General features: G+C 57.0%; 12 protein-coding genes. 7 read left to right on the top strand and 5 right to left on the bottom strand.

Translation table 11 applies throughout. The annotated features are described in order from the left end of the window. Window positions 1-19 precede the first annotated feature (19 nt). Window positions 20-2,977 (bottom strand): ABC transporter transmembrane domain-containing protein, encoded by a 2,958-nt coding sequence (locus DL239_RS13555; protein WP_167684722.1) that lies wholly within the window; start codon window positions 2,975-2,977, stop codon window positions 20-22. A gap of 228 nt (window positions 2,978-3,205) precedes the next feature. Here DL239_RS13555 and DL239_RS13560 point away from each other — a divergent pair, with 228 nt between their 5' ends. Then, window positions 3,206-3,598: a DUF3307 domain-containing protein gene (locus DL239_RS13560; RefSeq protein ID WP_167684643.1), complete on the top strand. Its 393-nt coding sequence runs from the start codon at window positions 3,206-3,208 to the stop codon at window positions 3,596-3,598. Window positions 3,599-3,700: 102 nt separating this feature from the next. Here DL239_RS13560 and DL239_RS13565 read toward each other — a convergent pair whose 3' ends face one another. Next, window positions 3,701-4,159, bottom strand: a complete 459-nt coding sequence (locus DL239_RS13565) for an Lrp/AsnC family transcriptional regulator (protein ID WP_167684723.1) — start codon at window positions 4,157-4,159, stop codon at window positions 3,701-3,703. Between the two features lie 143 nt (window positions 4,160-4,302). Here DL239_RS13565 and DL239_RS13570 point away from each other — a divergent pair, with 143 nt between their 5' ends. Next, complete coding sequence (locus tag DL239_RS13570) at window positions 4,303-7,722, top strand: indolepyruvate ferredoxin oxidoreductase family protein (protein ID WP_167684644.1); 3,420 nt, start codon at window positions 4,303-4,305, stop codon at window positions 7,720-7,722. Window positions 7,723-7,891: 169 nt separating this feature from the next. On the opposite strand, the gene DL239_RS13575 is transcribed toward DL239_RS13570, so the two are convergent. Then, window positions 7,892-8,557 carry a TetR/AcrR family transcriptional regulator gene (locus DL239_RS13575; RefSeq protein ID WP_167684645.1) on the bottom strand — a complete coding sequence of 222 codons (666 nt, stop codon included), beginning with the start codon at window positions 8,555-8,557 and terminating at the stop codon, window positions 7,892-7,894. A gap of 57 nt (window positions 8,558-8,614) precedes the next feature. Beyond that, entirely contained in the window at window positions 8,615-9,244 is a 630-nt protein-coding gene (locus DL239_RS13580) for a glutathione S-transferase family protein (RefSeq protein ID WP_167684646.1), read from the bottom strand. Window positions 9,245-9,945: 701 nt separating this feature from the next. On the opposite strand from DL239_RS13580, the gene DL239_RS13585 reads away from it, so the two are divergent. Genes DL239_RS13585 through DL239_RS13605 form a run of 5 tightly spaced genes read left to right on the top strand, consistent with a single transcriptional unit; the run spans window position 9,946 to window position 17,152 of the window. Then, entirely contained in the window at window positions 9,946-11,718 is a 1,773-nt protein-coding gene (locus tag DL239_RS13585; protein WP_167684647.1) for an ABC transporter ATP-binding protein, read from the top strand. After that, entirely contained in the window at window positions 11,711-13,630 is a 1,920-nt protein-coding gene (locus tag DL239_RS13590) for an ABC transporter substrate-binding protein (RefSeq protein WP_167684648.1), read from the top strand. Before DL239_RS13585 ends, DL239_RS13590 begins: the two co-directional genes overlap by 8 nt. Beyond that, on the top strand, window positions 13,630-14,658 hold the full coding sequence (locus tag DL239_RS13595; RefSeq protein ID WP_167684649.1) for an ABC transporter permease: 1,029 nt from the start codon (window positions 13,630-13,632) through the stop codon (window positions 14,656-14,658). Before DL239_RS13590 ends, DL239_RS13595 begins: the two co-directional genes overlap by 1 nt. Then, window positions 14,655-15,809 carry an ABC transporter permease gene (locus DL239_RS13600; protein ID WP_167684650.1) on the top strand — a complete coding sequence of 385 codons (1,155 nt, stop codon included), beginning with the start codon at window positions 14,655-14,657 and terminating at the stop codon, window positions 15,807-15,809. The genes DL239_RS13595 and DL239_RS13600 overlap by 4 nt, the downstream gene beginning before the upstream one ends. Next, window positions 15,806-17,152 (top strand): CoA transferase, encoded by a 1,347-nt coding sequence (locus DL239_RS13605; RefSeq protein WP_167684651.1) that lies wholly within the window; start codon window positions 15,806-15,808, stop codon window positions 17,150-17,152. The genes DL239_RS13600 and DL239_RS13605 overlap by 4 nt, the downstream gene beginning before the upstream one ends. A gap of 53 nt (window positions 17,153-17,205) precedes the next feature. On the opposite strand, the gene DL239_RS13610 is transcribed toward DL239_RS13605, so the two are convergent. Next, window positions 17,206-19,539 (bottom strand): mechanosensitive ion channel family protein, encoded by a 2,334-nt coding sequence (locus DL239_RS13610; protein ID WP_167684652.1) that lies wholly within the window; start codon window positions 19,537-19,539, stop codon window positions 17,206-17,208. Window positions 19,540-19,899: the final 360 nt, after the last annotated feature.

The following is a 19,899-nucleotide window of genomic DNA, read 5'->3' on the forward strand; positions in this document are numbered from 1 at the left end:
TAGTGACTGTGCTGCCTGATCAGTTCGACACGTAACCGGCAACAACCTGCAGCAACTTGAATGCGGTTGCCGCGTCGTTTTCTACCACGGCAAAGAACTCTTCTTCACCGATACGAAGACAGGTCAGATCCGTCTGCGCCACCATGCTCAGCGACCGTGGTTCCTTGCGGATAAGACCCAATTCGCCCACCAAGCGGCCAGACCCAACGCTGGCGATCAGCCGGTCTTCTTGCCCTTCAACAGGTAGGTACAAACCGGCCTCACCCTCAAGGATCATATAGGCACCGTCACTTGCATCATCGTCTTTCAGAAAGACCACGTCTCCAGCCTCAGCGTGATACCAACGCGCCCCAAAGGCCAGCAGGCGCAGCTGACGACGGTTCAGCCCCGAGAATAGGGCTGTCTGCTCCAGCGCCCGGAGTTTACGGCCCAAGTCAGCACTGGCAGCGCCGTCTTCCACAGCCGCCTGCTCTGCCTCGTCACTGACAAGCCGCCCCTGTCTCAACTCATAGTGAACATCAAACACCTCAGGGTTTTCAAAGCTGTCACCCAGATAGATCAGCGTGGTGTCCGGCAGCAGCTTGCGTAGATTTTTGTGCACAGAAACGCGGGTTTCCATATCATAGCTGGCCATCGCCGAGTCCATGATCAGAATATTCGGTCGCTTAATCGTGGCCCGCGAAAAGGCCAACGGTTCAGCAAAACTAGCGGCAAGTCCTTGACCACCCAAAGCAATCGGCAGTTCAAAGATCAGCTCGACCACCAGATCGCGTACCCCGTTCTGCACCAGCAACTCGGATACCAGCTTGCGCAATTCGTCGCCCTTGGCGCCGGCCAGGTCTGACACTTTACCAAACAGGGCATTTTCCAGAACCGTAAAGCCGGGCGCAAACTCATCAATGCTCAGCGGTACAAACAAATCACCCAGCGTCGCCATCAACCGAGTCGAGTGGCTTTGCCTGAACTCCAGAATCCGACCCTGCATTTCCTCGCTAAAGGCCGGGCCGATCTGCTCTGCCGAAATCCGGAACGGAACGATCAACAACTGCGCCAGTTCTTTTTGATCCAACACATCCGCACCGCTGGACCGTGTCTTTTCTACCAACGACAGCGCCACTTCATAGGCCGATGGCTCTAGCCCGAGTTTGCGAAACAGGGGGTGATCCGTGCCATCCAGCCCAAAGATCTGACGCAACATATCAACAACGTCTTGCGTCAGCGCCACTAGGTCTTCGTCAAGGTTCAGTTCTTTGATCAGATTCAGGAAATCAGTCTGCTCTGCCAAAACCGCTTCGGTAATTGGCGTATGTGGCGTTGCATACAATAGGTTTTCGGCCACTGGCAGCGCCGGATTATATTCGTCCGGCTTCAAAAAAAACGCGTGCTGGCGCAACCCGGCATCCCGCACCGCTTGTTGCACCTGACCGCGCAGCTTTACCAGATGGGCGGCCAATATGGGGTGGGTCTGGCCGTCAAATGTCTGCTCCATACCGCGCCGGAACAAAGCCGTTTCTGATCCAATGCCCTCAACCAGTCGCAACCACCAATCCCGCAGATCATCCTCGTTTGAGAACCCGGCCAACGACGGATCAAGCCAGGGCGCATCATAGGGATCAGGGCTGTTGCCAGCCTTTAATGCCTTTTGAAACTGATCGTTATCCTCGGCCTCTCCTGACGGTCGTGGCCGCATGGGCATCATGACGTTATCGCCAAAAGACCCCTGAAACAGGATCGGACGTGACGTTGCATGGCCAATCCGTGCCGCAATCACCGCCTGATGCAGTTTGGTCAAATCATGTCCCGCGACGGACACCACCCCCGCAGATGGCAGCAGTTCACGGGTTAAAAGTTCACCCATAGCGCGGCGGTCTTCCTCTGATGGCGCAGAAATTCCAACCACCTTGCCTGCAGGCAACCGCGCGCTCAGATCCTCTAGCACCAAATTTCCGTCAGCATCGCGGACATTGACATTGGTCAGGACAACGTCGCCCTCCAGCCGCACCAGCTCGTCTGGCTCGCCTTCCATCAGAGACTTGTCGATCATACCGGATGGCGCAAACCGTTCCATGATCACTTCCCAGCGAAGGCTCATGTCCTGGGTCTGGTTATAATAGGCCAGCAACTCTTTCCACGGCGACGCCAGGTCCTTGTATGCCGCCAGCGCTGCCACGAGCGCACCCAATGAAACCGATCCTTTCAATACAAGGAAACCGCCGATCGCATAGAACAAAAATGGTGTGAGCTGTGTGATGAAGTTGTTGATAAACTTCATGAAAAATTTCTTGTGGTAGATCTCTAGGCGGATATCATACAACCGCCCCAGACGCGCCGTGATAATCGCCATGCGATAGCGCCAGCCACCGTTGATCCGCAACGTCGAGGCACCAGCAGCACTTTCGCCGATCTCGGATGCCAAGGCGCGAACTTGCTTGATACGTTTTTTGTTCAACAGGTTGATGCGCCGTTGCAGCATCGGGATCAACCAACCCTGCAAAGGGATCAGCGCAACCGCCGCCAGACCAAACCAGACGTTTTGCAAAAACAGGAACGACAAGATGGTAATCATCTGCCCGGCCTGCAGCACAGGCTGGCTGATTGCATCCCCCATCAGACCGCCCATAGGCTCACTTTCGGCGGTGACCATCGACACCAGCTCGCCCTGACTGACCCGTTCGAAATAAGGCTGCGGAAAGCGAAGAACGCGCGCAATCAACTGATAGCGAAACCGACGTAACATCCGCTCGGCCAAGATCCCCTTCATGGTGTTGATGCGCATCTTCATCAGACCATGCGCCGTCACAGACAGCAAAAAACCACCGCAAAGCAGCCACAAGAATGTCAACTGATCCACCGAGTAGCCAAACACATCGATGGAGGATGTCTGCGCGCCAATGGCGTCGTTGATTATGCGCTTGGGTAATTCAAGCGTCAGGAACAACAGCGGGAAGAGCGTGGTAGTAACCAGCAGTAAAATCAGCTGATCACGTTTGGAATACTTCCAGATGAAACGAAAAAGAGAGCGTTCGATGGAAAGCCTCCAGTGTGACAAGGGCAAATTAATGTAACCTAATGCCTAGCGCGGTTCCACAGTCGCAGGCAATGGTTTAGCAACAGATGTCCGTTGCGGAAGTTATTTAACATGCGATTGCCTGTCGCGAAAAAATCCGTAAGCTCCCCTTACGCGTGATTGATAGGAGCTCACATTTTGCCGGAATATGTCGGATCTGTTCTGCTGCTGCTCGGCTTGCTGCAGCTGAAACACATGTTTGCTGATTTCTATATGCAGACGCCCAAAATGCTATGTGGACGAGGCGAGTACTTTCACATGGGTCGGGCTCAGCACGCCGGGATACATGCGTTGGGATCTGTACTGGTTTTCCTGCTTTTCCAAGCTCCTGTGCCATTCATATTGGTACTATGCGTGTTGGAATGGTTTGTTCATTTCAATATCGACTACTGCAAGGCAAGCTATTCCGACGCAAAGCAACTGATGCCGAATATGGCAGGGTTCTGGCGCGCGGTAGGAACAGATCAGGCTCTGCACCATTTCACATATCTGGCGATGGTATGGGCCTGGATGGAATACGCGGTTTTGTGATCGCAGCGGCCACTTGCATCGGCACCTACAGAATATAGCCGACCCGTTGGGGCTCTGCCCCAAACCCCGGGATATTTTTAGCCAGATGAAAGCGGATTCTTCTCAGGGAAGCACGGGCTGGTTTTGTTTTAGCGTGCGAAGAACCAAATTTGTCTGAGCACTCGCCACTGCAGACAGGCGAAACAAAAACTGTTCCAGAAAACGGTTATATGCATCCAGATCGGGGGCCAGCACCCTTAGGTGATAGTCTGCTTGACCTGTGGTGGCATAACATTCCTGAACCAGCGGGCTGCTCTCTATCCCTGAGATAAACTCATCCAGCTTGTCCGGGTCGTGGCGGGTTAGGTGAACGTGCACAATCGCCTGAAACCCCAGCCCCATTGCCGAAGGGTTCACAATCGCGCCGTAGCGCTCAATCACACCGGCGGCTTCAAGCGCGCGCACCCGTCGCCACAGGGCCGAGGCTGACATGCCGACGGCCTCGGCCAGATCCGCATTCGACATGCGTGCATCTTGTTGCAGCAACGTCAGAATTTTTCGGTCACGATCATCGATCACCATAATCTGAAATTTCACTCCGGAAGCGACCTGATTAATGGTCAATTAATTCTACATTTCATTGCAGAACAGATAATCTGGCAAAAATATCCACGCAATACGGTTTATTCTTTCGGCAAGTACAAACGCGCGTAAGAGATGTCCCAATGACCCAGCAAAGCCACGAGTTTCGCAGCTACCAGCTTGATGACCGATACAAACTGAACAAAGGTCGGGTATTTTTAACCGGCACCCAGGCGCTGGCCCGCGTCATGCTGGATCAGGCGCGGCGTGACCGCGAGGCCGGAATGAATACGGCCGGTTTTGTTTCGGGCTATCGCGGCTCCCCATTGGGTGGCGTTGATCTTGAGTTCTGGCGTTCCAAAGTCCGGATGGAGGAAAACAACGTCACATTTATGCCCGCCGTGAACGAAGATTTGGGTGCCACCGCAGTTCTGGGCGCCCAACAGGCCATTCTGGACCCGCATTGCGAGGTCGAGGGCGTGTTTTCCATGTGGTACGGCAAAGGCCCCGGCGTCGACCGTTCAGGCGATGCGCTGAAACACGGTAACGCCTATGGCTCCTCGGCCAAGGGCGGCGTGCTGGTGGTGGCAGGCGATGACCACGGCTGTGTCAGTTCATCTATGCCGCACCAGTCCGACGTGGCATTCATGTCGTGGTTCATGCCGGTGCTAAACCCGGCCACCGTAGAAGAGTTCCTGACCTATGGCGAATACGGCTTTGCCCTGTCGCGCCACTCGGGCACCTGGGTTGGGTTCAAGGCGGTGTCGGAAACCGTGGAAAGTGCGCGCTCGGTCGAACTGCAACCTGACCGCCAGTTCACCCTGCCCGACCTGCCTGACTACCCTGGTGGCCTACACGTGCGCCGTGCCGACCTGCCCAGCCCCGAGATTGAAACCCGCATTCAGGCCAAACTGCGGGCCGTGCGTGCCTTTGCCGAGGCCAACCCGATTGACCACCGCGTCTATGACATCGAGGACGCCAAATTTGGCTTTGTCACCACCGGCAAGGGCCATCTGGACCTGATGGAGGCGCTGCGCCTGCTGGGATTGGACGAGAACGCCTGCCGTCGGCTGGGCATCGACATCTACAAGGTTGGCATGGTCTGGCCCCTAGCCCGCCGCAACGCCCTGCGCTTTGTTAATGGCAAGAAAGAGGTGCTGGTTGTCGAAGAAAAACGCGGCATCATTGAAAGCCAGTTTAAGGAATATTTCTATGACTGGCCCGGCAACAAACCAGAGAAAATGGTTGGCAAATACGACAGCCATGGTGAGCCTCTGATCCCCTGGACCGGCGAGCTGAGCCCACTGCAACTGGCCCCCATCGTCGCCGCCCGCCTGCATGCCTTCTTCCCTGAACAAGGCCTGCCCGCCAAAGCGTTGACCGAACAGCCCCCCAAGCTGTTGAATGTGCCAGGTGCCGCCCGCACGCCGTATTTCTGTTCGGGCTGCCCGCACAACACCTCGACCAAATTGCCCGAGGGCAGCAAGGCCAAATCCGGCATCGGCTGCCACGTCATGGCCAGCTGGATGGATCGCGAAACCGAAGGCTATGCCCAAATGGGCGGCGAAGGGGTGCCCTGGACGGCCACCTCCAAGTTCAACGGCAACAAGCATATCTTTCAGAATCTGGGTGAAGGCACATGGTATCATTCCGGCAGCCTTGCAATCCGGCAGGCGGTCGCGGCCAAAACCAATATCACCTACAAGATCCTGTATAACGATGCCGTCGCCATGACTGGCGGCCAGCCGGTGGATGGCCCGGTCAGCGTCAGCGGCATCGCCCAGACCTGCCGTGCCGAAGGGGTGCAGCGGATCGCACTGGTGTCTGACGACATCGGCAAATTCCGCCATGGTGATTTCCCATCTGGCACCACCTTCCACGACCGCGCCGAACTGGACACGTTGCAACGTGAGCTGCGCGAGATCCCCGGTGTCACGGTGCTGATCTACGAGCAAACCTGCGCCACCGAAAAACGCCGCCGCCGCAAGCGCGGCACCATGGAAGACCCAAAACGCTTTGCCATCATCAACGATCTGGTCTGCGAGGGCTGCGGCGATTGCTCTGTGGAATCCAACTGTCTGAGTGTTGAGCCCAAAGAGACCCCCTTTGGCCGCAAGCGCAAGATCAACCTGTCCTCCTGCAACAAGGATTTCTCCTGCCTCAACGGCTTCTGTCCCAGCTTTGTCACCGTCGAGGGCGCAACCCGGCGCAAGAAACAACCCGCCGGTCTGGATGCAATGAAGCTTGTGGCCGATCTGCCGCAACCGCAGGTGCCAACGCTTAGCAAGCCCTTTGACCTGCTGGTCACCGGCGTTGGCGGCACTGGCGTTGTTACAGTTGGCGCATTGATCACCATGGCCGCACATATCGAAGGCAAAGGCTCCAGTGTGCTCGACTTTACCGGCTTTGCGCAGAAATTTGGCACGGTGCTCAGCTACATCCGCCTGTCCGCCAAACCGGATCAGGTGAACCAGGTCCGCATCGACAACGGCGGCGCGGATGCGGTGATTGGTTGCGACGTTGTGGTTAGCTCCGCGCCTAAGGCCTCAGCCCATTACAATGCCGACACCCGCATCGTGCTGAACCACGCCGAGATGCCAACTGGCGATCTGGTCCTGCGCCGCGATGCCGACTTGATGACCGACGCCCGCACAGCTGCGATTGCCAGCGTGGTTGGCATCGACAATCTGACCGGTTTCAACGCCAACGCCGCCGCCGAGGCCCTGCTGGGCGATGCGGTTCTGGCCAATGTGATGATGCTGGGCTTTGCCTGGCAGCAGGGGTTGGTCCCTGTCAGCACCGACGCGCTGGATCAGGCCATCGTGTTGAACGGCGTTGCCATCGACAAGAACCGCCTTGCCTTTGCCATCGGGCGTGCCATGGCCGTGAACCCCGAACTGGTCAGCGACCATTACGAGGAAACACCAGAAGACGAAGAAACCTTGGACGATATCATCGCCCGACGGGTCAGCTTTCTGACCGGCTATCAGGATGTGGACTATGCAAAACGCTACACCCAGACCCTGTCCAAGTTCCGCCAGTCTCTGCCCGAGGATGTTACCGAAGAGCTGACGACAGCCGCTGCCAAGTCACTGTTCAAACTGATGGCCTACAAGGATGAATTCGAAGTGGCGAGGCTCATGACAAACGCTGCCTTTGCCCGTCAGGTCGAGGGGGAATTCGAAGGCGACTACACGGTGAAATACCATTTGGCCCCACCGCTGCTAAGCCACCGCAAAGACACTCGCGGCCGTCCACTCAAACGTGCCTACGGCCCGTGGCTGAAACCGGTGCTTGGGTATCTGGCCAAATGCAAACGCTGGCGCGACAGTCGTTTCAACATCTTCGCCTACCACGCCGAAACCAAGATGCACCGCAATCTGCTAAGTTGGTTTGAGACGACACTGGATCAAGTCGCAACTGGTTTTAGCAAGGAGAAACACGATAGCTGCCTTTCCATCCTGACCGCACCGATGGAGATCCGCGGCTATGGGCCTGTCAGACTGCAGGCCGCCGAGAAAGTACTGAAGGCCGCCAATGCAGAGCTGGCTAGTTTGAAATAGGAAATCCTGATCGGCTCTGAACTAAGGCAGCAGATGTTAGCATAGCAGTGATTTGTATTTGTCATCGAGTCCGGCGGCAACGCCGGGCCGCGCCTGACCTTCCCCCCGGGAAGGCGCTTTCGCACCTCCCAAGGTCAGGCACACCCCTTGCTCAAATAACCGGCAGTTCCTAAACGTCCCAGAACCGTCCCGAATATTCAGCAAACTCTTCCAATTCCCTGGGCTGGGGCTCTTGCCCGGTGAACACTTTCAGGTACTCCGGCGTCATGCCCAATCGGTAACTACCGCTTTCGTTCAACCCCGCCATGTCATAGCCAAGCTGCATGTAATACAGCGCCTTGGCACGGGCCACGGCCTCTACCTCGGGAAAATCATAGCGTTGAAACATCTGGGTCAGCGCCTCAACCCGACGCGCATCAGACTGGTCCAACACGGTACGCACAGGCCCCGACCGCCGGGCCCAGTCCCGCACTGCAAAATCCAGCGCCGTATTGAACAATTCAGGGTTCGCAGAACAACGCCAAACGTTCAGAACTGCCGCCGTTATCGTCTCGGCGGAAGTGCCCGCTTGCCCCACAAGCCCTGCAGTGTTGGTTTGCTCCCAGGTTTTCAGCAAAGCATCCAACAGATCCTGACGTGATTTGAAATACCAATAGAACGAAGACCTCGAAACACCCATGCGCTCGGCCAATGCCAGCACCTTGACCTGTTCCACCCCGTCCGAAATCAGCACATCCATTGCGACATTCAGCCAGTCCTCTCGGGTGACTTTGATGTTGCCAACCAACGGTTCCGCCATGGGATCATCGCGGTGCAGGATAGGTTTCTGTGGCATTGGGCTTCTTTCTTATTGTTCTATGTTCTTATCACCGTATCCAAGCGCAGTTCGTTTTCACAACTGCGCACTGGGGCGCGCCTTGATCGCTGCATGCCAAGCCTGACTGGCGGCATTTTCCTCTGGGATACGTTTTTTGATAACCCGTGCAAACTCAACAAAAACAAAGGCTGTGATATCCGCCAGAGTAAATCCATCGGTCGCCAGAAATGGACTGACCTGCAGCCTCTCTTCTAACAGCTCAAAAAACCGATCGGTCCGATCCAATCCACGGGTCGCCAGTTCTGGCACCTGAGCATAACCAACCGGGCCGGGAATAGCACGGTTTTCAAAGGCAGGATGTGTATTGCGCAGCGCCTCAGCAATGGGCACCCCGCCTTGTTGCTCGACAATGGCATTCCACATCAACACCAGCCCCTTTTCCTCAGGCGTGCGCCCCATCAATGGCGGCTCGGGCTGCAAGGCCTCTAGATAACCTGCAATGCCAAGGTTTTCGGTTAAAACTGTCCCATCATCTGTCACCAAGACCGGAACCATCGCCTGCGGGTTCACTGCCTTGAACGCGTCACTCAGCTGCTCTCCTTTGGCAATCGAAATATCCTGACTTTCAATCTCCAGCCCCTTTTCCGCGATAAACATCCGTGCCCGTCGCGGGTTGGGCGCGGTGGAACAGTCATAAAACTTCATTCAACAATTCCTTATCGCTAACCAATTAAACGCAGATTAGGCCCAGCGCACCGGACACGTCCACCCCACAGCGCGATGATTGTCGCAAGCCTTTGAATTTGAGTGTTTTCAGCAAAAAGAAGCCCTAGCGGTGTGTAGCCCCCTGTTTCTTTTTGCCCCAAATACTCACCGCATAACGTCGCCGCGCGGGACAGGCTGGCAACTGGGGCGTTGCGCACCCAGCGTTCGCCCCTGTAACGCCAAGTTCTCTTTTCCAGGGCAAAACATGTCCGATCGCGATCACCGCCGGGCCTGACATCCCCGGCACTTGGAACAGGGCCCCATCAAGACTGGGGCGCGCAGAGACAACGTTTAGCACGCGGGGTTTGATCCCCGTCCGCTTCCGCTTTGGCGGTACCGCCTCTCTCTACTAAATTGAGTACTTTACATCATCTTCTGACCGACACTGGCAGGATAGAACGCTTGCCAGAGCCTAACCCTATGGTGCTTGCCATATGGGCTCCAGTGGCGTGTTCTGCTCAAATAAGCGTGAAATCACATGTGACTTTGTGGTTTTACTGTGTCGCATCAACGATTTCCGTGTTTCCAATCAGGTGCATCTAGTAATTGGGTTTGACTAGACAGGTCTGGTCACGCGATGGTGGCAAAAAATAAGGGAGAGAATAATGACAGCGGCACCAAAGCTGGTTGGGTGGACCTGAATGCGGCCTTTGCTGTCAGTAGACAATCTCAGCATTGGATTTGGCACTGGGACCCCGGTGGTCAGCAATGTCAGTTTTGAGGTGCAACCCGGTGAAACCCTAGCCCTTGTCGGGGAAAGTGGGTCTGGCAAAACAGTCACCTGCCGATCTGTTTTGCGGATCCTTCCCCGCGCTGCACGTATCCGTTCTGGCACCATCCGACTAAACGGAAGCAACGGGTCCAAAGAGCTGACCTCCCTCAGCGAACGCCAGATGCGAAATGTGCGCGGCAATGCGATCTCGATGATCTTCCAAGAACCGATGCATTCGCTGTCACCGCTGCACCGGATCGGCAACCAAATCTCCGAGGTCCTGTGGCTTCACGGCCGCATGCGCGAACCTGCCGCGCGCAAAATCGTGCTCGAGTGTTTTGAACGGGTCGGGTTCCCCGATCCTGAACGGGCCTACGACTCCTACCCCTTTGAACTGTCCGGCGGCATGCGCCAACGGGCGATGATCGCAATGGCGATGGTAGCCAAACCCGACCTACTGATTGCCGATGAGCCAACCACCGCACTGGATGTCACAACCCAAGCGCAGGTGCTGGGGCTGATGAAAGAATTGCAGCGCGATACCGGCATGGCGATGATCCTAGTCACCCATGATTTGGGCGTTGTGGCCAATATGGCCGAACAGGTGGTGGTCATGCACAAGGGGCGCGTGATGGAGGCTGGCCCAGCCGAACCACTACTGCGATCACCGGCCCATGCCTACACTCAACAGCTATTCGACGCAGCGCCAGCCATTCCGGCACACCCGCAACTCGCGCCGGAACTGCCGCAGGATGATCTGATCCTGCAAATGAAATCCGTCTCCAAGACCTATTCGATGCGGGCGGGCAAGTCGTGGCAACCTGAAACCAAAATCCATGCCTGCCGAGGCATCGACTTTTCACTGCAACGCGGCAAGACCCTTGCAATTGTTGGCGAAAGCGGCTCAGGCAAAACCACTGCTGCACGTATCGCCCTGGGCGCTGAATTACCCGACGAGGGCGGCGAAGTACTATTCCGCGCCACTCCGCAATCAAATCCAATCGCAGTCCATCAAATGTCTCGTGCTGCCCGCACCGCGTTCCAGCGCGAGGCGCAGATGGTGTTTCAGGACCCCTATTCCTCGCTTTCACCAAGAATGCGGATTCTGGATGCGCTGTGCGAACCGCTTGAGATTCATGGCATCGGTTCCAAGAGCGATCGCCGTGATCGGGCCGAAAAAATGCTGAAACTGGTTGGCCTCGGGCCAGACATGCTGCTGCGCTATCCACACGCCTTTTCCGGCGGTCAGCGGCAACGGCTGTCGATTGCCCGCTCCCTGATGCTGGACCCATCGCTTATTGTCTGCGACGAACCCACCTCGGCGTTGGATGTCTCGGTGCAGGAGCAAATCCTGCGCCTGCTGGAAGAAATCCAAGAGCGCGAGAACCTATCCTACCTGTTTATCAGCCATGACCTTGCAGTGGTCGCACGCATTGCCGACGAAGTGGCCGTGATGCGTGCTGGTCTGGTTGTCGAACAAGCCCCCCCAGACACTCTATTTTACAACCCCAAGCATCCCTACACCAAGGCATTGATTGCGGCTCAGCCAGAGCCAGACATCGACCGGCCGATCGATCTAAAGCTGGTCGCATCAGGCGCTGGCTCTCCGAGCAGCTGGCCCGAGGATTTTCGTTTCTCCGACTCCATGATACCGTCACTGGTGCAAGTGGAACCAGGACATAAGGTACGTTGCCATGTTTAAGACCCCAAAACAGATATTATCACTGTCCATAGCAGTGCTATTGACGCCCCTTGCAGCAATTTCATCGCCAACGGTGCAGGAAAGTACATTCTGGCAGGCAGAGGTTGAGGCAGGCAATCTGCCACCCGCCGCCGAGCGCCTTCCTGATGTTCCGTTGACCGTCGATCTGGCAGCCCGCGGCCGTGAACCCGGCGTACAGGGCGGCACCCTGAACACCATGATCACCCGCTCTAAGGACATCCGCCAGATGGTTGTCTACGGCTACAGCCGGTTGATTGGATATGACGCGGACTACGAACTGCGGCCTGACATTCTGATGTCGTTTGAAAACCAGGAAAATCGCCGTTTCACTTTGAACCTGCGTCCTGGGCACAAATGGTCGAATGGCGATCCGTTTACCTCGGGTGACTTTAGATACTGGTGGGAAGACGTTGCCAACAACGAGTTGCTGAACCCAACCGGCCCACCCGATTTTCTGCGGGTCGAAGGCGAACTGCCCAGCGTTAGCTTTCCGGACCCGCAAACCGTCATCTATGAATGGTCCCATCCGAACCCTGATTTTCTGCAGAGCCTGGCACAGGCGCGACCTCCGTTCATCTTTCGCCCAGCTGAGTTCCTGAAAAAGTATCACATTAAATACGCGAACCCCGAAGACCTCGCCTTTGAGGTCAACGATGCACGGGTCAAAAGCTGGGCAGCCCTGCACAATAAACGCGACAACATGTACAAGTTCGACAATCACGAACTGCCGACACTGCAGCCCTGGATCAACTCCACGTCCGGCAAAAAGATCCGTCACCTGTTTGTGCGCAATCCCTACTACCACCGCATCGACGAGAACGGCGTGCAACTGCCCTATATCGACGTTGTCGAGATGGAGATCGTCTCGGGCGGGCTGGTCGCAGCCAAATCCAACGCAGGCCAGGTCGATTTACAGGCCCGTGGCCTCGGCTTTCGCGACATTCCGATCCTGCGCAAGGGCGAAGCCGACGGCGGCAACTACGAAACATATCTGTGGAGCACAGGCACTGCTTCGCAGATCGCCATCTACCCAAACCTGAACGTCAACGACGATGTCTGGCGCGGACTGCTGCGCGACGTCCGCGTACGCCGTGCGCTCTCGGTTGCCATCAACCGCGCCGCCATCAACAAGGCGCTCTATTTCAAACTGGCTAAACCCGGCGCGATGTCCGTGCTCGAAGCCAGTCCTTTCTTTGATCAAGAGTTGCGTGATGCATGGGCGAGTTTTGACCCCGATCTGGCCAATGAACTGCTCGACGCTGCGGGGCTTGTCCAAAAGGACAGATACGGTATCCGTAAACTGCCTGATGGCCGCCCCATGGAACTGGTGATCGAAACCGCCGGTGAACGCCAAGAGGTCGAAAACGCACTGCAGATCATCACCGATGACTGGCGTGATGTCGGCGTCAAACTGATAATGCGACCACTTGATCGTGATATCCTGCGCAACCGGGTTTTCTCTGGCACCTCCATGGCCTCGGTTTGGTTTGGCTGGGACAACGGCTTGCCCCGCGCCTATACCTCGCCCGCCTATCTCGCTCCGACGGATCAGGTCTTCTTGGCTTGGCCTAAATGGGGTCAATTCCACCAAACAAGCGGCGCAGCCGGCGAAGCCCCCGACCTGCCAGAAGCACAGCGGCTGATGGAGCTGGTAAAGAATTGGGAACGTGCCACCTCAGATGCGGAACGCACAGCAGCCTGGACAGAAATGCTGAAAATCCACGCTGACCAAGTCTACGGCATCGGCATCCTTGCCGGCGCTCCGCAACCCGTCGTGGTCAACAAGAACCTGCGCAACGTCCCAACCAAAGGCATCTGGGCCTGGGATCCCGGCGCTCATTTTGGTGTCCACCGCCCGGATGAGTTCTATTTTGAAGGTGGTGACGGCTAATGGAGATCCTGCGCTACGCGATCTACCGATTTGGCACTATGTTGCTGACACTGCTGGTGGTTTCGGTGATGGTCTTTGCCATCATCAACCTGCCGCCGGGTGACTATCTTAGCAACCAGATCGCCGAGCTACGCGCCTCGGGGCAATCCGCTGGCGTCGCCAAGGCTGAATTTCTGCGCACCGAATACTCGCTCGACCGACCACTCTACCAACAGTACCTGATTTGGGTTGGCTTCATGCCCGGCCCCCATGGGTTTTCCGGCCTGATCCAAGGCAACTATGGCTGGTCGTTTGAGTTTGACCAACCGGTGGCTGACATCGTTGGCGACACCCTATGGCTGACCGTGCTGGTCAATCTTGCGGCTGTACTGTTCGTCTATCTTGTAGCGCTCCCTCTTGGCGTTATCGCGGCGGCGCGGTCGCGCACCTGGGTCGATTACACTTCGGCTTTCGTCGGCTATCTGGGCCTGGCCACACCCAACTTCCTGCTGGCCCTGATCCTGTTTTACTACGGCCACAAATACTTCGACCTGCCAATCGGCGGGTTGATGGACCCGATCTATGAAGGCGAACCAATGTCCGTGGACAAGGTCAAATCGATCCTGATCCATCTGATCGTACCCACTTTTGTCATCGGCACGTCCGGAGCGGCCGCAATGATGCAGCGCTTGCGTGCCAACCTGCTGGATGAGCTGGGCAAACCCTATGTTGAAACCGCCGTGGCCAAGGGCATGGCCCCAGCCCGCATGTTAACCAAATACCCGCTGCGCATGGCCTTTAACCCCTTTGTTGCCGACATCGGCAACCTGCTGCCCTCGATGGTCTCGGGTTCTGTTCTGGTTTCGGTCGTTCTGGGCCTGCAAACCATCGGCCCCACCCTGTTGACCGCACTGAAAACCCAAGACCTGTTCCTATCGGCCTTTGTCCTGATGTTCGTCGCCCTGCTAACGCTGATCGGCACTATGATCTCCGATGTTCTCTTGGTTCTGCTAGATCCCCGCATTCGCTATGAGGGGCGTGAGACATGACCCAGTTACCCGACGGCCGCTACCTCGACGACGCGCCCTTTGACGCCCAAGCCTCTTTGCAACAACTGGAAAGACGTGATCTGGATGCCCCCAACTGGGTACTGATCTGGCGTCAGTTCAAGACCCATAAATTGGGCCTGATCTCTGGCATCTTCCTGCTGTTCAGCTACCTGATGCTGCCCTTTGCCGGCTTCATCGCCCCCTACACCCCAAACGAGCGGCACCCCGACCACCTGTATTCGCCACCGCAATCGGTCAATTGGTACCACGAAGGCGAATTCATAGGCCCCTTTATCTACCCGATGACATCAGAGGCAAACCTAGAGACCTTCCAATGGGAATTTGTCCCCGACACCGACAACCCTGCCGCGCTTGAATTCTTCTGCGAGGGCAAGGAATACCGTCTGGCTGGGCTGATCCCTACTGACACCCATCTGTTCTGCGCGCCCGGTGACGCCACCATATTCCTATGGGGATCAGACCGGTTGGGCCGCGATGTGTTCAGCCGCATCCTGTATGGTGCGCAACTATCGCTCACCGTGGGCATCATCGGCATCACCGTGTCGTTCCTGCTGGGCATCTCCTTCGGCTCAATCGCCGGTTACTTTGGTGGTCGTATCGACTGGTGCATCAACCGAGTGATCGAAATCCTGCGTTCGCTACCAGAGCTGCCCCTGTGGCTGGCCCTGTCGGCTGCAGTGCCATCGAACTGGGGGCCGGTCGCGGTGTTCTTCATCATCTCGGTGATCCTTGGCATCCTCGATTGGCCCGGTTTGGCCAGATCGGTACGCGCCAAGTTCCTGAGCTTACGAGAAGAGGACTACGTCCGCGCCGCTGAAATGATGGGGGCGAAACCCGGTCGGGTGATCCGCAAGCACATGCTACCGAACTTCATGTCGCACCTGATCGCCTCGGCCACCCTGTCGATCCCGGCGATGATTCTTGGCGAAACGGCACTGTCCTTCCTTGGCCTCGGCCTGCGTGCACCGGCTGTCAGCTGGGGTGTGATGCTGAATGACGCCCAGAACTTGGCCTCGATCGAGATCTACCCCTGGACCGCAATCCCGATGCTGCCGATCATCATCGTGGTTCTGGCCTTCAACTTCCTTGGCGACGGGTTGCGCGACAGTCTTGACCCCTATCAGCATTGACCCAGCTCAGCGCCCTTCCTGATCCGGCGAGCTACCATGTCACCGGATCAGGCCAACGCCCCAGCGCCTTTGCGGTATCGGAGCTCGCCAATGCCTCCGTCGCGGCAGTTGGCGATCAACTGGCTGGATTGCTTCAGGCCCTGAACCTCACTCCAGACCGCCCCGCAGTCACCGTCAACCAACGCCTCGCCTCGCTGTGGTTCGGCTACAGCTTCCGCCCCACAGGATGGGAGATGCCTGACTTGTGGGATGCCATCGCGGGAGACTACCAGACTGCAGACGGTTGGATCCGCCTGCACACCAACCTGCCCCACCACCGCGCCGCTGCCCTACGGGTGCTGGCTTGTGACAACACCCGTGATGCCGTCGCAACCGCAGTCAGGACATGGCAAGGCGATGCCCTCGAAGCAGCCATTGTGGAACAAGGCGGCGTCGCCGCAGCCATGCGCAGCACAGCCCAATGGCTCGCCCACCTGCAGGGTCAGGCTGTCACAGCTGAACCTCTGATCGACTGGGTTGGCAGCCGAAAGATCACCCTACGCCACCGCCCCAAGGCAACCGCCGCACGCCCTCTCGCCGGTCTGCGCATCCTCGACCTGACCCGCGTTCTGGCTGGCCCCATCGCCACCCGCACCCTAGCCGGTTTCGGGGCCGAGGTCCTGCGCATTGATCCCCCCGGCTGGGACGAACCCGGCGTGATCCCGGATATCTCGCTCGGCAAACGCTGCGCCTATCTAGACCTGCACAACGCAAAAGACCGCATAACATTCGAAGCTCTGCTGTCGCAGGCCGATGTACTGGTACACGGCTACCGCCCCGGCGCGCTGGGTGGCTTGGGCTATGGCGCAGACACCCGCCGCCAACTGGCCCCCAACCTGATCGACGTCACCCTGAATGCCTATGGCTGGACCGGCCCTTGGTCCACGCGGCGTGGCTTTGACAGTCTGGTACAGATGAGCAGCGGCATTGCCGAGACCGGCCAACACTGGGCCAAGACAGATCGCCCCACCCCGCTGCCCGTGCAGGCGCTGGATCATGCCACTGGCTACCTGATGGCCGCCGCTGTTTTGTCTGCGCTGACAGCTGCAACGCAGGGTGAACCCGCCCCACAGGCCCGCCTGTCCCTTGCCCGCACAGCTGCCCTGCTGGGCCAGCTACGGAAAACCACCAGCGGCCCGGATATCACGACATCCAACGATACAGACTACAGCACATCGCCCGAGCACAGCGGCTGGGGCCCCGGCCAACGCCTGCTTCCACCACTGCATTTGTCATCAACCCAAATGCAATGGGATTTACCCGCGCAGCAATGTGGAAGTGATGTTGCTAAGTGGTCAGACTGACCGCCAAGGGCATCGCCTGACCTTTCGGCCGGGCGATGCAGACGGGGGTGAACCTACCGATCATCCCCACCGTTTGGGACGTCAATCATATCCTCATCAATCGCAGCCTGAACCGCTCCGGTCACCGCTTGTTTTTGGCTCTGGCTCAGATCATCGGCCTTGCCTTCGGCCAAACGCACAGTCACCTCACGATGGGCAAAGTGGATGCCTTCTCGCTCAAACAACTGACGGATTTCCTCGTAGACCTTCTTGCGCACCAACCACTGATCCCCCGGTTTGGTCATGAACTTGACCCGAATGATCATCGCAGAATCCTGCATCTCGATCACACCCTGCGATTTCAGCGGCTGGATAAAGTTGTCGCCGATCACCGGATCGTTCAGCAACTCCTTGCCCAACTTCTTGATCAGCTTGCGCACCTTTTCCACATCGGTGTCATAGGTCACCCGCAGCGGCAGTTTCATCATCACCCAGTCACGGGAATAGTTGGTCAGCACCCGGATTTCACCAAACGGAATGGTCTGCAACGCACCCAGATGGTGACGCAGCTGGAACGACCGAACCGAGATCTTCTCAACCGTGCCCTTCACATCGCCAATGTCGATATACTCACCCTTACGGAACGCATCATCCACCAAGAAAAACGCCCCCGAGAAGATATCGCGCACCAGTGTTTGCGAGCCAAAGCCAATGGCCAGACCAACAACACCAGCACCCGCAAACAGCGGGCTGACGTTGATGCCCAGCTCCATCAGAACAATCAGACCAATCGACACAACCACAACAGCCAAAATGGCCCCCCGGAACAGCGGCAACAGCGTTGCCAATCGGCTAGCCCCCGAGGCCCCGCCCTCATCTCCCGGCTGAGCTTCATCTGCATCAGGGGTTTCTTCGGCAATCTTACTGTCGATCCAGATCCGGAATAGGTGATAAACGATATAGCCGATGAACAGGATCGAGATTACATCTACAGCTCGTTCGGCCATCGAACCCGCCATCCAGTTCACATCTGGGTTCCAAATCCGGATCAGGGCAAATGAACCCACCACAAAGGCCAGAATACCCGCCACCCGGCGCGCCAGATCCTCAAATGTGGCCATCGGATGCACCGGACGCACCGGCAGAACGCCCTCGTCATCCAGCATCCCATCTAGGGCTTCAGCCTCGGCCAGATCCTCGTTCATCTGCTGCACCTGGCGGGACCGATCAAAGAAGCGTTCGATCACATAGTTGATGACGCCATAAACAATCAGGATCGACGTCAGCACCATATAGGTCCCAACCATCAATGGGATCGGAGCCTCGCGTTCCAGCACCAGATCAAAGGCCAGGTTCAGCCAACCAAACGCCATATAGGCCATCACCAGCGGGGCCCAAACTGTGCTCAGCCCCTGCACCAACCAGCTACACTCGGCCTTTTGCTTGCCAGCGCGGATCGCATTGGTAATGGCGCGGGCGTTGAACAGTACCATCGCCAGATTGCCGATGGTCGCGACCAAGGTCAGCACACCATGCACCAATGCATACAGGTTGTAGTTCAGTCCAAAGTCACCAACCCAAGTGGCAAATAGGATCGAACAAATATCATAGGTCGCCAAAATCGATGCCCAAAGAAACAGACGCTTGGCATCCCGATCCGAGAAAACAGGGATACGGTACTGGCTAAGATACGGGGACAGCACCATGCGCCACAGATCCGACGCCGTGCAAGCTAGAAAATAGGCGGTGTACACGGCTGTCACGGTAAACTTGACCGAGCTATCCTCGGTTGGTCCAAAGATTAAATAACCCGCCAACCCCGCAAAAATCATGGCAAAGATGGTGGCGCCCATCCCCATGGCAAACCGAAACACCAGAAATGGCATTTTTTCTCGATAGCCTACTGGCTCGGCTTTAACGCGCCCGACAACCAGACGCTTGGCTATCCGCTTGCCGTAGATCTCAATCGACAGCCACCGCCCAATCAACAGCAGAAGCACACTCCAGCCCAAGATTTCCACATAGGTCTGGATACGACCATCCGGGCTGGTCTGTTTCAGAATGTAGGCAACTTCGATTTTGGCATAGGGCAGTGCCGCCAACCGGCTCCGCAGTTCCTGGCGAAACTTGTCGACCTCAGATTGCGCCTGCATCAGCGCCGAAGGGCCACCCATCGTGTCGACCGGCTCCTTTGTCCCGTCGGTCTCAGCAAGCTCGGTTACCAGCTGTCCACGACCATCCAGAACGATAACGCCAACGCCACTGTCAGCCGCCTGTTCAATGGCTTTAGCCAGCGCCTCTGCGCCAGCACTGTCGCTCTCTTGCGCCGCCAATGAAGAGGCAATGGGCATCGCCAACATCAGCGCCAGAAGGCCACTCAACAAAAATCGATAAATCAGATGCATCATTTGAAAGAGGGTCCCCGCGTGTTTTCGCAAAATTACCGCAGCTGCTACAAGAGCGCAAACCCCATAAACACACGCAGTTTTGCACCTATGTGTCCCTCGGTTGATTGCATGTTATTTTCACGCAGGCTATATACTTTCTGTCGCTAATACCCCGTGACAGGACACCTGCCAGCAAACAGTTTGGCCGATGGCAAAACACGGAGAAACGCGATGAAAAACACGGACCGTGCCAGACCCAGCTTTTTCTTGAGCTGACTGCGCAACCTGAGGCGAACAATGGCCGAGCAGATAGGGATTTTTCCCACACCTACAGTGGTGCCGGTTTTGTCGGCAAATCGATCCCTGCGGTCTCTGTCTGTG

The sequence above is a fragment of the Parasedimentitalea denitrificans genome, from assembly GCF_011813015.1.
Lineage (GTDB): Bacteria > Pseudomonadota > Alphaproteobacteria > Rhodobacterales > Rhodobacteraceae > Parasedimentitalea > Parasedimentitalea denitrificans.

What these genes read in the sequence shown, in the direction of transcription:
- DL239_RS13580 (WP_167684646.1), bottom strand. Translation starts at nt 9,244, where the DNA reads ATGAAGTTTTATGACTGTTCCACCGCGCCCAACCCGCGACGGGCACGG.
- DL239_RS13595 (WP_167684649.1), top strand. Translation starts at nt 13,630, where the DNA reads ATGGAGATCCTGCGCTACGCGATCTACCGATTTGGCACTATGTTGCTG.
- DL239_RS13600 (WP_167684650.1), top strand. Translation starts at nt 14,655, where the DNA reads ATGACCCAGTTACCCGACGGCCGCTACCTCGACGACGCGCCCTTTGAC.
- DL239_RS13610 (WP_167684652.1), bottom strand. Translation starts at nt 19,539, where the DNA reads ATGATGCATCTGATTTATCGATTTTTGTTGAGTGGCCTTCTGGCGCTG.
- DL239_RS13570 (WP_167684644.1), top strand. Translation starts at nt 4,303, where the DNA reads ATGACCCAGCAAAGCCACGAGTTTCGCAGCTACCAGCTTGATGACCGA.
- DL239_RS13585 (WP_167684647.1), top strand. Translation starts at nt 9,946, where the DNA reads ATGCGGCCTTTGCTGTCAGTAGACAATCTCAGCATTGGATTTGGCACT.
- DL239_RS13590 (WP_167684648.1), top strand. Translation starts at nt 11,711, where the DNA reads ATGTTTAAGACCCCAAAACAGATATTATCACTGTCCATAGCAGTGCTA.
- DL239_RS13565 (WP_167684723.1), bottom strand. Translation starts at nt 4,159, where the DNA reads ATGGTGATCGATGATCGTGACCGAAAAATTCTGACGTTGCTGCAACAA.
- DL239_RS13575 (WP_167684645.1), bottom strand. Translation starts at nt 8,557, where the DNA reads ATGCCACAGAAACCTATCCTGCACCGCGATGATCCCATGGCGGAACCG.